Genomic DNA, 15,262 nt, shown 5'->3' with positions numbered 1-15,262 from the left:
ATGTGCTTTAATTCACATAATTGTGTGTAAATATAATTTAACAGATATTTTTCTTTTATATGAAAGGTTCCACCTACTCTTGGCAGGTGGTTATTAAGTGGCAATTATCAAAAATATAAAAGGCCTACGTGATAATTCTTTTAATAATAGTCCGTGCCTTTTCCTTTTATCTGGAGGTAGTTACTTTTATTTTCAGGATTTTTTTTGCTGCAATAGCCATTTATCCAGTTCATTGGCGAATCGCTGACGATCACGTTGGTTTAGCGTAGCTGGTCCCCCTGTCTGAATTCCACTTGCTCGCATTGTATCCATAAAATCCCGCATAGCCAGGCGCTCACGTATTGTCGCATCACTATAACGCTCCCCGCGCGGATTAAGTGCGATAGCCCCCTTTTCCATCACTTCAGCAGCAAGAGGAATATCCGCTGTAATCACCAGGTCACCACTTTCTGAACGACGAACAATTTCATTGTCAGCGACGTCAAACCCAGCAGGAACTTGTAAAGTACGTAGAAAAGCAGATGCAGGAACGCTTAATCGTTGATTGGCGACGAATGTAACCTGTATTTTTTCACGTTCTGCCGCGCGATATAATACTTCCTTTATCACCTTAGGACATGCGTCGGCATCTACCCATATAGGCATAACAGATTCCTCTCAATTTCATCTTTCTTCAATTCAAAATATTCCGACTATTTTCAAATAATCAAACCTTTTAGTGGGATTATATTAACCTTAAACAGGGCTTTCGTCTCCCATTGCTTTTTTGATTCAATTTTGTACAGATGATAAACTTGCCCTTTTCCTCCATCCCACACTGAATAGCCTGTATATCCACATTTTTATCTACTACTTTATCCACAGATAATGTGGACAAAAAGCATTTAGTGATAGCTTTTACACAATCTCGCGGGTAAGAGAGGGCTTAAAATCTGTAATGGAAGCATTACTATATGACGATAAAACTCAGCATAAAATGTGCTATACAGTTCATCTTTCAAGTTGCCTCTTTGTTGGCTGCGATTACTCACCCAGTCACATCGTTATCTATGTTTCCAGAGATGAACTTCTTTCGCAGCGACGCACCTTGAAATTTATTGTGTGTATATACCCATCGTCATTGAAGATGCTTGATTTTTCATTCCTATCAGATCAAAATCGCGCCCATGAAAATTACCCTGACAGATGCCCAAAAAGAAGCGCTTGAATTAATCCAGGCTGGATTTACTGACTCATTTAGTATGGTGGAGCTTTGGCAATTTAATACATCCGATAAGAATATACTGAAAAACAAAAGGCTGGCTCTGTGCTTTCGTTTTGGAATGTTTCCTACTGGTGAAAACATTCTTGTGAACGTTCTAACAAAAGAAGTGTATCGTAGATTTTAAACGCGTTAAGTGGTTTTATTTCCATTTTTTGACGAAGATATTATTTAACCACATATCTTCTTAAGCAGGGATGTGGTTAATTACTTTTTGGTTCGATAGGTACACCATTCCTGATATTTTACCCATAATGCCATTACCACCAAAATAATAGAAAAAACAGGAACAGATAAAGTGAGCTCTTTAAAAATAAATTTACCTATATTGATTCCTGATATATCCCAGGACAAAAATAGTGCTATCGGGCATACAAAGAGACCTGAGATAAAACTAATAACGATCAGACGAGAAAGCTTTTTTATGTTTTCTTTCTGCTCAGTGATGTTCAATCTTTTTTGATAGCGCCAGTATATTATGGCAATGTACAGCAACCCTAAGCATGAACTGAGATGTTGCAGTATCTTATAGACGCCGACTCCCGGCCCGTTAGTAATAGATTGGAAAAGATGAAATTGCAATAACGGAATTTCTTTGACAAAAAAACCTGTTTCATGAGTGAATGAATCCCATATAATGTGGGTGACGGCTCCTAAAAATAACGAAAAAACAAAAATAAACAAACCCTTATAACCCGAATGTTTATTCGGAGATAGGGATGTTGGGAAAAGGCTGGATAAAGAAGGCGATAATAGATGTACAATTAAAAATATCAATAAACATAAAGGTAAAGCAGTATAGAACCATCCGAATAAATCATGCGCAGTTGTTGCAATATCATATAATCCAACAGAATAAAAAAGGTCGGGAGACAAACTACCAGTAATTAGCGCTGGTAAATGTAATAACTTACCTCCCGGAAGATTTTTCAAAGGGAAAACAGCTGCGGGGTGTGAAAATGTCCATGGCATGATAGGTGTTCCTGAGAAAAATAAAAGTTTATGGGAGTTAAATATTGTTTAATGAATATTATCATTACTTTTAATCATTAACAATTAAAGAGCTGACTCATATCTTTCAATATTTTGAGTCAGCTCAGTTTGTTTTATGAGCATTTCAATTAATTGCTATATTCATAAAAATGAGAGGAACTTTCAATTAGCAGCATTTTCTATTGTAATTTTTACGTGAACATTATTTCCATGATCTCCTCCTTCGCGGGATATCTTGTATGAAGCAGAAGATGAATTGATTTCATAGGAATTGGATAAAATCCATAAATACGGAATATCCCAATGAATAGTAAAAGTAGAACTATTATCTCTGAATTTGTACTCTACTATTCCCTCTGTACCAGTGAGAAACCCATTAGATTCTGAGCGAAAATAACCAGAACTATTGGAGAAAATATTGTATGGTGGCTCATGTGCCCACTGACCATGAAACAACTCCATTGATGATATTCTGAGAGTTTTATTTGTTTTGTTATAAATGGTAATGTCTGCTGATCTTGCAGAAGGATCTGCATGTGTAGAAAAAACAGAAAAACTAAATATCGATAATAAAAAAATTAATATCCTAAATGACATTCTTTTCATAATAATTAACTCCTTTAATGTTTTTTAAAACATTGGCGTTAGCTAGCTAGAGAAAATCATCTCTATTATTATAAGTGGAAGATTGTTGTATTTTATTGATTTAAATATTAATGAAGCTGGATGTTACGTTACGATTACACCATCAATTTAAAGATTAAAAAATGATTTTTAAAATGATGATATGGGTGAATTCAACATTTATAGTGTAACTTTACCCCCTCCACACACTGTTAATTATAGCATGGATGGGTAAAAGTATAATTTTTTCTATTAAAAATTAGGAAATCTATCTTTTTTAAAGAAATTAATTTGTTGTTCTCCTCTAAAAAACACAAAAAATAAAAGAGATGTTATTTATGTTCTCTCCTTTATCTTTTTCTATAGGCAGTACTTCTTTACATCATGAATTTTAAATTACGTAGCTAATCAGAATTACCATTCCGTGCGTCTTTGAATCTCAAATCCCCAGATTGACACTAAAGTGGGAAAGTCGCAATACTGCTACATTGATTGAGCAATATCCTCTTATCCCTACAAAAAAATTGATGGAGTTTTCTTTTATGGCTATCTCGCTGGAAAATAAAGTCGCTGCTATCACAGGCGCAGCATCAGGTATCGGTCTTGAATGTGCACGTACACTTATTAAGGCCGGTGCCAAAGTGGTTCTTATTGATCGTGCCGAAGAGCGTCTGATGCGACTCGTTTCTGAACTCGGTGAAAATGCCATCCCGCTGGTTATTGATCTTATGAAGCCAGAACAGGTTGACGGCATACTTAATGAGATACTGAAAAAAGCTGGGCGTCTTGATATTTTCCATGCTAATGCAGGTGCATATATTGGTGGGCCTGTTGCTGAAGGTGACCCCGATGTTTGGGATAAGGTTCTCAACCTGAACATTAATGCCGCATTTCGTAGTGTACGTGCTGTGTTACCCCATTTTATTGAGCAAAAATCTGGCGATGTATTATTTACGAGTTCTATTTCTGGTGTGGTTCCGGTGGTCTGGGAGCCTATTTACACCGCTTCTAAATTTGCAGTTCAGGCATTTGTTCACTCTACCCATCGTCAGGTGGCTGAGCATGGCGTGCGTGTTGGTGCCGTACTTCCGGGGCCTGTAGTCACCGCCCTATTGGATGACTGGCCTAAAGCGAAAATGAAAGAAGCACTGGCAAATGGTAGCCTGATGCAACCTATTGAAGTGGCGGAAGCTGTGCTATTTATGCTAACTCGCCCGAGAAATGTCACTATCCGTGATTTGGTTATTTTGCCAAACAGTGTAGATCTCTAGCCACGTAGCAAGGATAAGCATGAACATTAATCTAGAAAATAGACCGGACTGCGGCAAAGTGGTCATTGGTGTTGATGTCGGTACGGGCAGTGCCCGTGCCGGTATTTTTGATATGAGTGGTAACATGCTGTCATCAGCTAAACGAAATATCACGCTTTATCGTGACAACACCCATTTTGTCGAGCAGTCCAGCCGTGAAATCTGGGATGCCGTCTGCTATTGCATCAGGGAAGTCATGTCGCACTCTGGCTGTGTCCCACAACAAATTGCTGGTATTGGTTTTGATGCTACCTGCTCACTGGTTGTTCTGGGGAAAGATCAGGAGCCAATTTCCGTCAGCCAGAGTAAGGATCCGAATCGTAATATTATTGTCTGGATGGATCACAGGGCAACAGTACAGGCAGAGCATATCAATGCGTTAGATCACTCTGTTCTCAACTATGTCGGCGGTAAAATCTCTCCGGAGATGGAAACACCCAAAATTCTCTGGCTGAAAGAAAATCACCGAGAATCATTTGATAGCGCATGGCAATTTTTTGATCTGGCAGATTTCCTGACCTGGAAATCCACCAGCTCCCTTTCCCGCTCTACTTGTACTGTCACCTGTAAATGGACTTACCTTGCACATGAAAAGCGCTGGAATGCGGATTATTTCCGGAAAATTGGTCTATCTGAACTGGCAGATGAAAATTTTTATCGTATTGGACAGAGCATTGTTGAACCGGGTACGCCTTGTGGTCAGGGTCTGACAGAAAGTGCCGCAAAACAGATGGGATTATTGGCAGGAACACCTGTTGCCGCAGGAATGATTGATGCGCATGCAGGAGGAATCGGGACAGTTGGTATCAATGGTGATGCAACACGTAATATGGCTTATGTATTCGGCACCTCTTCCTGTACGATGACGACAACTCTGGAGCCGGTATTTATACCCGGTGTCTGGGGGCCATACTTTTCTGCAATGGTACCCGGCATGTGGCTCAGCGAAGGTGGACAAAGTGCAGCCGGGGCCGCCATTGATCAACTATTGTCTTTGCACCCTGCCGCAATAGCAGCCAAAGCGATGGCAAAAGAAAAACACAAATCTTTGCCGGTTTTTTTAGCTGATAGGGTTCTGGAAAAAACACAATCAGCCTCTCAATCTGTAGAACTGGCAGAAGGCATACATGTTGTTCCGGAGTTTCTGGGAAACAGAGCACCTTTTGCTGATCCTCATGCACGTGCTGTCATAGCTGGATTAGGGATGGAGGATAGCCTCGATAATCTCCTTTCGCTTTATATTGCCGGTATATGTGGTATTGGTTACGGGCTAAGACAAATAATCGAAGCACAAGCAAAATCAGGCGCCACAATTGACAATATTGTTATCAGCGGAGGTGCTGGTCAGCATTCTTTAGTCCGCCAGCTCATTGCAGATACCTGTGGTATAACAGTCATTGCAACGCAGGCAAGTGAACCGGTTTTACTTGGCTCCGCCATTTTGGGCGCAGTTGCCGGAGGGATATGTGAAAGTGTTAGTGAGGCGATGTCGCGTTTCTCTAACATTGATCGTACATACGAACCGAACGAATCCCATCGGGAACATCATAATATTCGCTTTACATCATTTCAGAGCCTCCAGCAATGCGCCAGAGAGCTTAAAGGTTAGTTACGTAACTACGAATAATCCGTACTGACTGACTTACAACCGCCCCGCTTTTCCTTCTGGGGCGGTCGAAAAATATTGACTTTATTGTGCGCTCATCAGTTCGACAACCGTAATATTCAGGAGATGAGTCCCCGGATTAATGTCTTTATGAGGCTCTAAACCTTGTTTTTTATCCAGATAAACAGGAATGCCTTTTTTCAAAATAATTTTGTCAGTTCTACCGCTTTCATAAACCACATCAAGTTCACCATCCCGGTCAGAAACGATGACTCGTGGATGTTGATGGGAATGAAATGGGAGTTCTCCCTTCGGGCAAATGTGTGATGCTTTCACTTTGGCATTTTTGTTTTCAAAATAAAAAGTTGAATGTGTTGAACAGGCTAATGCTAAGGTTGAAGACATGCAAAAAATGGAAATGGCGTAAATCAATGTTCTCATTGTATTCTCCCGGATTATATGTCGAAAAAGTATCATTCACGAACTTGGAGTCTAACGATGTAAAAAATGTGATATTGATATTACCGATTGATTTTACTGCAAAGAAGACTAATTAGAGACATACCTATAACGAAGAAAAATCATTTGTTCGGAAAGTCTTTTACACAATGGATTAATTGAAAGAGTGAGTTTGTCAGATTTGGACATTTTAGATGTGAAATAAAACACTGTGGTTATAACATGTTCAAGCCCGAAAACAAAACTAATCTACGTTGGAATAATGGTTTTATGTTTAATCAAAAACCACTGTAAAAACCAACAGCATAATTATCTATTCTGAATTATCGGCACACGTTATTTCGTATCTTCCACTTACTAATGAACACATATATGATGCAAAATGCCGTTTTTACCCTTTTCACTCTTTTGTCCTGTCTGAAGTATTTCCTAGAGTTAAAAAACACTGTAGCCTAGCTATTTATTAACAATGGTGTAACAAAAATCATTTCAGGGCGTGTCATGTTTTCCAAATCAAACATATCAACCAGTGTGTTACTGATATCTTCTTTGCTTTTGACTATAGGGCGTGGAGCAACAATTCCGTTTATGGCCATCTATCTGTCCCGTCAGTATCAGATGCCTGTTAATCAGGTCGGGTTTGCGATAAGCATTGCTTTGACTATAGGTATACTCTTTAGTCTTGGGTTTGGAATTCTGGCCGACAAATTTGATAAAAAAAACTACATGCTGTTAGCTATTATCGCATTTATCTGTGGTTTTATTGCGATCCCTTTGGTTAATCATGCAGGTTTAGTTGTCGCTTTTCTCTCTCTAATAAATTGTGCCTATACAATATTTGCGACAGTACTGAAAGGTTATTTTGCCGATACCTTGTCGGCGTCAACGAAAGCGAAAATTTTTTCGCTGAACTATACCTTTGTTAATATAGGCTGGACTATCGGTCCACCAATCGGTACATGGCTTTTGATGTACAGTGCCAATTTTCCGTTTTGGTTAGCCGCATTTTCTGCTGCTTTCCCTATCGTCTTTATCCAGCGCTATGTTCAACGAGTCAGAACTGCAGGAAATAATCAAAATCCAGCCACAAAGTGGGATCCGGCAGTGATGCTACGAGATCGCGCACTGATATGGTTTATTCTTTCAACTTTTCTTGGCTCACTGGTATTCGGCTCTTTTAACGTCTGGATCTCACAATATGTCCTGACCGTTGCTGATAGCACCTCAGCTGAAGCCGTTATCGGTGTTGTATTACCAATTAATGCTGCGGTGGTAGTGACTTTACAGTATGCGGTGGGTAGGCGTATTCGTCCGGAAAATCTGAAAAAACTGATGACATTAGGTAGTGTCTTTTTCTTTATAGGCATAGCGGTATTTATGTTCGCGGACAAAAACCTTTACCTTTGGGGGATTGCAGCCGTTATTTTCACACTAGGCGAGCTAATTTATGCGCCGGGTGAGTATATGCTGATTGATAATATTGCACCGGAAGGCATGAAATCGAGTTATTTTTCAGCTCAGACGCTGGGGTTTCTTGGCGGCGCATTTAGTCCGATGTTAAGCGGTATTGTACTCACCGAATTCCCACCTCATTTGTTATTTATCATCCAGATGGGACTTGTCGTTCTTGCATGGTTAAGTATGCTTAAAGGAATGAGTATCAAGCCATTGAGTGCTGTTCAGCCACGTCAATCATAATTATATCGGTGAGCCGTAACAATGAAAGAGAATAGAATTGTTATTGTTGGTGCAGGTTTTGTCGGTGCAACACTGGCATGGTATTTGTCTAATCACTATTTATCTAGTGGCGACAAAGGAAAAATTATCCTTATTGATAAAGGTCTGTTGGGTAACGGTGTAACTAAACAGTCCTTCGCATGGCTAAATGTTTCTTATGGCAGGCCCGGTGCTGACCGTAAACTCAGGCAACAAGCACTGAATGAGTGGCATAAGCTGGATAAGCAGACAAACGGAAAATTAAATGTGAATTGGTCTGGTGCTATCAGCTGGCAAGAAACTGAATATGCAACCCGTCAATTTATTGATGATCATAATAAATCCGGCTTTAAGATTACAGCTCTGACAAAAGATGAACTTCTGACGCTAGAACCGCAGCTTTCTTCCTATCCCGATATTGCAGCTTTTGCAACGGAAGAAGGTGCGGTCGATCCTATTCACGCAACGCAATTTCTTTTGCAGGAAGCCATAAACAACGGGGTGACTTATCTGCCAGAAACAGAAGTCACCTCCATTAACCATAATGGAAAACAGATCACTGGCGTGACAACGTCACAGAAAGCCATCCATGCTGAACAGATAGTGCTAACAGCGGGTGTCGGTACTATTTCTCTGATGGAAACACTGGGAGAAACCGCTTACCTGTCTTCCTCCCCTTCTATCATTGTGCAATATCAGCATCAGGCTAACATTCCTTTTGTACGCCATATTATTTCAAGCCCCGATTTAGAAGTGCGCCCGGTATCAGGAACAAGGCTGCTTGCAGCAGAAGATTATATAAGTGATCAACCGGAGCATAGTGCTATGTGTATTGCTCAGAAAGCCCTAACTCTCATAAAGGAGTCTTTTATAGGAAGTGATAGCTTATGTTTAGAACAGGCTTCCGTTGGTATACGTCCAATGCCAGATGATGGAATGCCTATCGTTGGGAAAGTGGCTGATTATCAAGGGTTATATATGATCAGTATGCATACAGCAATTACACTTGCACCATTGATGTGTCGGCTGGCACAAGAAGAGATTACAAATGGAACTGAACAGGCGGAATTAAAACCCTTCCGGATTGCCCGTTTTGTTCCTGAAAACAAATAATCCTTTATCTGAATATCATTTCCAGAAGATGACTTCGTGGAATGCCAAAATTCGACTACATACAGTCAGCTGAAACTGAACTACCCTACTTCTTAGAAAGCATCAGGCCTTTTGGAAAAAGCACTATTAATTGAGTGAAAACTTGGATAATAAAGTTTATGGATAATTTTAACGACTACGAAAAACTTTCTGCACGCCATGTTTCTTTGCAACGCATTCTGACCTTATTTAAACCTTGGCGAGGGCGTATTATTTTTATTGGTTTACTCATCGTTATTGGGGCTGGTATCGGCGTTCTTGCACCTTTTTTATTACGCGAAATTATTGATACTGCACTACCGCAACAAAATATACAGCTTCTTGTCTGGTTAGCATTAGGTCTGATTGTGATTACCGCACTAAACGCAGTGATTAATGCGGCACAAATGATCTTGTCTACCCAGATAGGTCAAGCCATTATGCACGGGTTGCGGGTACGGCTCTATGGGCATCTGCAAACACTTTCTCTTGCCTTTTTTACTCGAACTCGAACCGGCGAAATTCAATCAAGTATCGCTAGTGACATTGGCGGACTGCAATCTGTCGTCAGCAATACAGTGACCGAAATCATCCGTAATGCCACCATTACCGTAACCACCGCCATCGCGATGCTATTGCTGGACTGGCGACTCGCACTGTTTTCCTTTGCCGTCTTGCCGCCATCACTTTGGTTAAGCCACAAAGTCGGCCTCATGCGAGAACGCCTGACGCATCAACAACAAGATGGTCATGCAGATATGTCAGCTATCGTACAAGAAACCTTATCAGCGCCGGGTATTATTCTGTCGCGTACTTTGGCACGCAGTTTTTTTCTTATCCAGCGTTTTGAAAAAGCATCGTCCAAAGCCTTGCATTTAGAAGTGCGTGCACATACTGCCGGTGAGTGGTCATGGTCGGTGATTGAACTCCTACTCGGTGCGATGCCAGCGATGACATTACTATTGGGCGGTTTGCTGATTGGACAAGGTGTGCCAGTGACCATCGGCACGCTTGTAGCCTTGATCGCACTACAGGAACAATTGTTATGGCCCTTAGAGAATTTGTTGGAAAATGCAGTCAAACTGCGCACGACACGGGCACTATTTACACGTATTTTTAAATACTTAGACACCCCTCCCGATATTGTAGAGCCTGCTCAGATTCGAGATCTCAGTAATGAAGGTCCACGTGGTCATGTCCGATTTGAAAACGTCAGTTTTAGCTACGATAGTACTGACATGTCAAGCTTATGCAATGTGTCAATAGATATCCCGGCAGGGAGTCATGTGGCTATAGTCGGACCGACAGGTGCAGGTAAAAGTACCTTCGGTTATCTATTGGCCCGACTCGTTGATCCGAGTCAAGGTCGGATTACCATTGATGGCATTGACCTTCGAGAGATGAGCTTTGAACAACTTGCCAACGTACTCGGCGTAGTCACACAAGAGCCATTTCTCATGAATACGAGTATCGCAGAAAACTTACGCTTTGCTTGCCCAGAGGCCAGTGATGAGGATCTTGTTGCGTCCGCGCGTACTGCACAAATCCATGATTTAATCGTCTCGCTGCCTGAAGGTTATCAGACCAAGGTTGGTGAACGTGGCTATCGCTTTTCAGGCGGAGAAAAACAGCGCCTCGCGCTGGCTAGGACGATCCTGCGTAACCCGCCAATTCTGCTGCTTGATGAAGCAACCAGTGCGCTTGACAACACAACCGAGAAGGCAATTTCTCTCGCTTTGGCACAAATGGCATCCGAACGTACAGTCATCTCTATTGCGCACCGTCTCTCTACTATTCGTCATGCGGATCAAATATTGGTGCTCAAGGATGGTCAGTTAAAAGAATGGGGAACCCATCAACAGTTGGTCGAAAAAGATGGCATCTATGCAGAGCTGTTACGTACCGCTGAGCCAACCTAAAATTCAATTTTCAGATGATGAGCTGCCTAAGGGTTGTAGGTCATTTAACAATTGTTGGCCATAATTAAATTGTTTGAAAAATATTCATTACCCATCATTGAAATAAGGAATTATTTATGAAAACTCGCATATTAGGTAATAAAGGCCCTAAAGTTTCATCCATTGGACTTGGATGTATGGGTATGAGTGAATTTTATGGTGCTACAAATGATAAAGAATCAATTTCAACGATTCACCATGCTATTGATCTGGGTATTAACTTCTTCGATACAGCTGATATGTATGGACCTTATCTCAATGAAGAACTCATCGGTAAAGCCATCAATAAAGTCCGTAACAAGATTGTTCTGGCAACTAAGTTCGGAATCATTCGGGATCCAAACAATGTAACAGGACGAGGAGTTAACGGCTCAAAAGAGTATGTAAAACAATCTGTTGAAGGGAGCCTTCGCAGGCTGAATACTGATTATATCGATCTGTATTATTTGCACCGTGTAGATCCACAGACTTCTATTGAAGAGACAGTCAGCGCTATGGCTGAGCTTGTCAAAGAGGGTAAAATTGGACATATCGGTTTGTCTGAGGTGTCTGCATCAACTCTGCACCGTGCGTACGAAATTTATCCCGTTACCGCAGTTCAAAGCGAATATTCTCTCTGGACACGTGATCCGGAAGAGGAAATTATTGCAGCATGTAATGAACTCAATGTGAGCCTAGTCCCCTACAGCCCACTTGGCCGTGGCTTTCTTACCGGTTCATTAACAAATATCAATCAGCTTTCTGAAGATGATTATCGCCGTACCAGCCCTCGTTTCCAGGGAGATAACTTCAACAAAAACCTCGAACTGGTCAACATTGTTAAAACACTCTCTCATCAAGTTGGATGCACACCGGCACAGCTTGCACTTGCTTGGGTTCTTGCTCAAGGCGAAAACATTGTCCCTATTCCGGGCACCAAGCGTAGAAAATATCTTGAGGAAAATGTGAAAGCAGTAGACATAAATATTCCACAAGGCGTGTTGGATGAACTCTCCAGTACATTTTCACAAAATATGGCTATTGGAGATCGCTATCCAGATGTGAGTCAAGGTCTTCTGAATGGCTAAGGATAATTTTCCTTTTCAAGTTAAAACGCTGAACGGGGCTGTGTTATATAGCCCCGTTTATGCTTCATCAGAAAAATGTTAGTTGGGAAGATAATAAGTAAGATATTTTGAGAGTAGCTCTTTTCCCATCGGGGTGAAATGCACCGAATGTCCTGCATTAGCCAATGCCAGGCTGGTATTTCTGGAGTCGTAAATTGGCATATTTTCGCTGACTTCCCAGCGTGTTAACTGCTGATAAACACGCTCAGAAAGCATTGGCAATAAGGGTAACAGCGCGTTGTCGTGCAAGTGAGGATCAGAAGTTAGTTTCGAGACCCACTCATTATAAGGAAGTGATTGCAGCGGAGAACCGTGACATTCTTCCAGAAGATGAAAGAACTTATCAACACTAACGGATTGTTCTCTTTCCGGAGGAACAAGGTGGTAAACCTGTCCCAGATTCTTTGTATCCGCAGCGATAGTTAAGAGCGCAGCACTGACATAGTCAACAGGCACAAATTCTTTCCACTGTAGTGGTAATTTCGGGCAGGCTCCGATAGCAATACATCCCATTATCAGGCGCGCAACAAAATCATTCGGGTTACCGACACCGCGAACACTATCCCCCATGATAAAACCAGGCCGATAGACAGATAATGGGATACCTAGTTCCCGTGCCTGCAACATCAGTTGTTCAACAACCCACTTGCTTTGTGCGTAGCCGATATCGTATTTAAGACCTTCAATATAAGGTATAAGGCTATCATTCTCGTAAACCCGGGGTCTCGCGTTCAATAATCCCACCGGACCAAATACGGCTATCGTTGAAGCGTAATGCACCGCTTTGGCTTGACCTTGTGTGGCAAAACGAAGAATGTTCAGTGTGCTCTCAATGTTAGATGCTCGCTGGATGCGATAAGGATGAATATAGTTAACATTCGCTGCCAGATGAAAAACGACATCACATGTATTAGCCAATTCATGGTGGAGTTTGTCACTTAACCCTAATTTTGATTGGGATAAGTCACCCGCGATAGCTTTAATACGTCCTGCAAACGAAGATTCCCATAATCCGTACTTGGAGAGCGTACTTTCAATACGTTGAAATGCTGTATCGTCGTCTTTTGCCCGAACGAGACAAATTATATTTTTTATATTCCCTTTTATCTTCTTGAAGGTGAGCAGTTCACGTAAGAAAAATGCCCCAAGAAAACCGGTCACACCCGTCAGAAAAATGGTGGGACTGGCAAGCTCTGCCCAGTTTTGAGGTGCTTCAGGTAATGGTTTGATATCTGCTGGAAGTTGCCCATCGTATAGCCATTCCTTAACTTCATCATCCAGTATAGGAAGCGTGTTTCCTTGTGAAATAATTTTAGCAAGTTGTCGAAGGTTTGGTACTTCGTAAAGGGTCTGTACCATAAAATGCTGGTTGAATTGGCGGGCAAGTTCAATCACAAGGCGCGCGGCTTGCAAGGAACTTCCTCCTATCTGAAAGAAATTATCATCAAGGGAAATCTCGCTATGATTCAGGATCTTGCTCCAGATACGAAATACTGCATACTCGGTATCATTAAAACCTGCCGGGCGCTCCTCTGATGGTGCCGGTTTTTCCAGCAAAGCCATTAATTTACGATGGTCTGCTTTTCCGTGCGGTGTCGTCGGAATATCTTCGATGACGAAAATACGAGGTAGCATATATGCAGGAAGATATTCCTCCAGTTCATGTATAATCCGTTCTTTATCGAACGTTTCGGGTGAAAGCGGTACAACAAAAGCGGCAAGAAAATCGTCTTCACCTTCGTGATCTTCGTGTTTCACAGCACAAACTTTGGTCAGTCGGACTTCTTTACTTTCCAGAAGACGAACTTCTATTTCTTCCAGCTCGATACGATGACCACGTAATTTCACCTGACTGTCCATACGACCAGAGTACATAAAGACACCATCGTCACGCTGCCAGCTGAGATCGCCCGTTTTATAAAGCCGTATTGGCTGGGGATATCCGGGAATAGAAACATGCACGAAGCGATCAGCATTCAGCTCATCCCGATTCCAGTAACCTCGTGAAAGCCCCTCTCCACCGAGATAGAGCTGCCCCAAATTGCCGGGTGCCAGAGGCTTCATATTATCGTCTAAAACAAATGCACAGGTATGGTTTATGGGGCTTCCGATAGGAACACTACCATCCACCAGATCTTCCAGCCTGATATCGTGTGAAAGCGCAAATATGGTACTTTCAGTTGGGCCATATCCATTAAGAATATGCTGGGGCGGCGCGCCTGCTTCCAGAACAAGTTTCACCGTGTGAGCATTGAGCGCTTCTGCCCCTATCACAAGATAGCGAATTTCACGGAATGCCTGAGGGTATGTTTTTGCTATCAGATTGAAAAGTGTTGCCGCAACAAAAACAATAGAAATTTCTTGGTTCGTCAGTTCAGACTGAAAATATTCGATGTCCAGCACATCTTTTTTGGGAGGAATGAAAGCTGTTGCACCATTGAGCAGCGTTCCCCAGACCTCAAACAATGATATGTCGAATGTGGAGTTGCAGGTACAGGCTACGCGGTCTTCCGGAGTGATATTTATATATCCCGCATCGACAATCACTCGCATGATGCCTTTACTCTCAACCTGTACCCCTTTGGGTTTACCAGTTGTACCAGAGGTAAAAAGTACATGAGTTCGATGAGTTGGGGCCAGACAAGCAATATCGGTATCAGCTAACTCCTCTCCCGCTGCAAGCAAATCAGAAAATGAAACGAATGTCGTTTTTAACTGGGAAAATTTCTCTGGAGAATCGGTAATCGTCCACTTCACAGCCAGATCTTCCAGCATATCGTTTAAGCGTGCCGGAGGGACATTTGGATCAAGAGGTACACAGCTTCCACCAGCCATCAGAATAGCAATCTGACTCGTAATTTGTTCTATGCCAGGAGGCAACAAGATGGCAACAGGCACTTCATGGGTTATTCCGAGAGATCGCAGCGAGCCTGCGATTGTCGCTGAATGCAACTTAAGAGTTCGATAACTAAGTTCTTTTTCAGGTGTGAAAATAGCGATTTTTTCCGGATAATTCTGGACCTGTTTTAGGAAATGAGACAACATGCAACCCCCTACAAGGCGATGGGATAATTTTATTAATTAATTCGATAACATGT

General features: G+C 41.8%; 12 protein-coding genes. 7 read left to right on the top strand and 5 right to left on the bottom strand.

The features are described 5' to 3' along the window. Window positions 1–192: 192 nt before the first annotated feature. Window positions 193–645 carry a YaiI/YqxD family protein gene (locus AACX38_RS06620; protein WP_228863830.1) on the bottom strand — a complete coding sequence of 151 codons (453 nt, stop codon included), beginning with the start codon at window positions 643–645 and terminating at the stop codon, window positions 193–195. Window positions 646–1,166: 521 nt separating this feature from the next. On the opposite strand from AACX38_RS06620, the gene AACX38_RS06615 reads away from it, so the two are divergent. After that, entirely contained in the window at window positions 1,167–1,388 is a 222-nt protein-coding gene (locus AACX38_RS06615) for a hypothetical protein (protein WP_153043664.1), read from the top strand. Between the two features lie 80 nt (window positions 1,389–1,468). On the opposite strand, the gene AACX38_RS06610 is transcribed toward AACX38_RS06615, so the two are convergent. Together AACX38_RS06610 and AACX38_RS06605 are read right to left on the bottom strand one after the other, a co-directional pair. After that, window positions 1,469–2,233: a DUF4184 family protein gene (locus AACX38_RS06610; protein WP_228863829.1), complete on the bottom strand. Its 765-nt coding sequence runs from the start codon at window positions 2,231–2,233 to the stop codon at window positions 1,469–1,471. Window positions 2,234–2,416: 183 nt separating this feature from the next. Then, on the bottom strand, window positions 2,417–2,860 hold the full coding sequence (locus AACX38_RS06605) for an aegerolysin family protein (RefSeq protein ID WP_099122085.1): 444 nt from the start codon (window positions 2,858–2,860) through the stop codon (window positions 2,417–2,419). A 545-nt stretch (window positions 2,861–3,405) separates the two neighbouring features. On the opposite strand from AACX38_RS06605, the gene AACX38_RS06600 reads away from it, so the two are divergent. Both AACX38_RS06600 and AACX38_RS06595 read left to right on the top strand, forming a co-directional pair. Further along, on the top strand, window positions 3,406–4,149 hold the full coding sequence (locus tag AACX38_RS06600; RefSeq protein WP_370630606.1) for an SDR family oxidoreductase: 744 nt from the start codon (window positions 3,406–3,408) through the stop codon (window positions 4,147–4,149). Window positions 4,150–4,168: 19 nt separating this feature from the next. Further along, on the top strand, window positions 4,169–5,797 hold the full coding sequence (locus tag AACX38_RS06595) for an FGGY-family carbohydrate kinase (protein ID WP_228863827.1): 1,629 nt from the start codon (window positions 4,169–4,171) through the stop codon (window positions 5,795–5,797). Between the two features lie 81 nt (window positions 5,798–5,878). On the opposite strand, the gene AACX38_RS06590 is transcribed toward AACX38_RS06595, so the two are convergent. Continuing rightward, window positions 5,879–6,235, bottom strand: coding sequence for a hypothetical protein (locus tag AACX38_RS06590; RefSeq protein WP_228863826.1), 357 nt, complete (start codon window positions 6,233–6,235; stop codon window positions 5,879–5,881). A gap of 519 nt (window positions 6,236–6,754) precedes the next feature. Between AACX38_RS06590 and ydeE the strand changes: the two genes are divergently transcribed. The 4 genes from ydeE (at window position 6,755) to AACX38_RS06570 (ending at window position 12,125) form a co-directional block, all read left to right on the top strand. After that, entirely contained in the window at window positions 6,755–7,951 is a 1,197-nt protein-coding gene (gene ydeE / locus AACX38_RS06585) for an efflux MFS transporter YdeE (RefSeq protein WP_228863825.1), read from the top strand. A 21-nt stretch (window positions 7,952–7,972) separates the two neighbouring features. Next, window positions 7,973–9,082 carry an NAD(P)/FAD-dependent oxidoreductase gene (locus AACX38_RS06580; RefSeq protein ID WP_228863824.1) on the top strand — a complete coding sequence of 370 codons (1,110 nt, stop codon included), beginning with the start codon at window positions 7,973–7,975 and terminating at the stop codon, window positions 9,080–9,082. A 158-nt stretch (window positions 9,083–9,240) separates the two neighbouring features. Beyond that, entirely contained in the window at window positions 9,241–11,019 is a 1,779-nt protein-coding gene (locus AACX38_RS06575; protein WP_228863823.1) for an ABC transporter ATP-binding protein, read from the top strand. A gap of 116 nt (window positions 11,020–11,135) precedes the next feature. Beyond that, window positions 11,136–12,125 (top strand): aldo/keto reductase, encoded by a 990-nt coding sequence (locus AACX38_RS06570; RefSeq protein WP_228863822.1) that lies wholly within the window; start codon window positions 11,136–11,138, stop codon window positions 12,123–12,125. A gap of 78 nt (window positions 12,126–12,203) precedes the next feature. Here the strand turns inward: AACX38_RS06570 and AACX38_RS06565 are convergent, their stop codons facing one another. Beyond that, window positions 12,204–15,209, bottom strand: coding sequence for a non-ribosomal peptide synthetase (locus AACX38_RS06565; RefSeq protein WP_228863821.1), 3,006 nt, complete (start codon window positions 15,207–15,209; stop codon window positions 12,204–12,206). Between the last annotated feature and the right edge of the window lie 53 nt (window positions 15,210–15,262).

This window comes from Xenorhabdus sp. PB30.3 (genome assembly GCF_963895965.1).
GTDB classification, from domain to species: Bacteria; Pseudomonadota; Gammaproteobacteria; order Enterobacterales; family Enterobacteriaceae; genus Xenorhabdus; species Xenorhabdus stockiae.
Note: the sequence above shows the minus strand (reverse complement) of the source record. Positions and strands in the feature narration are given on the sequence as shown.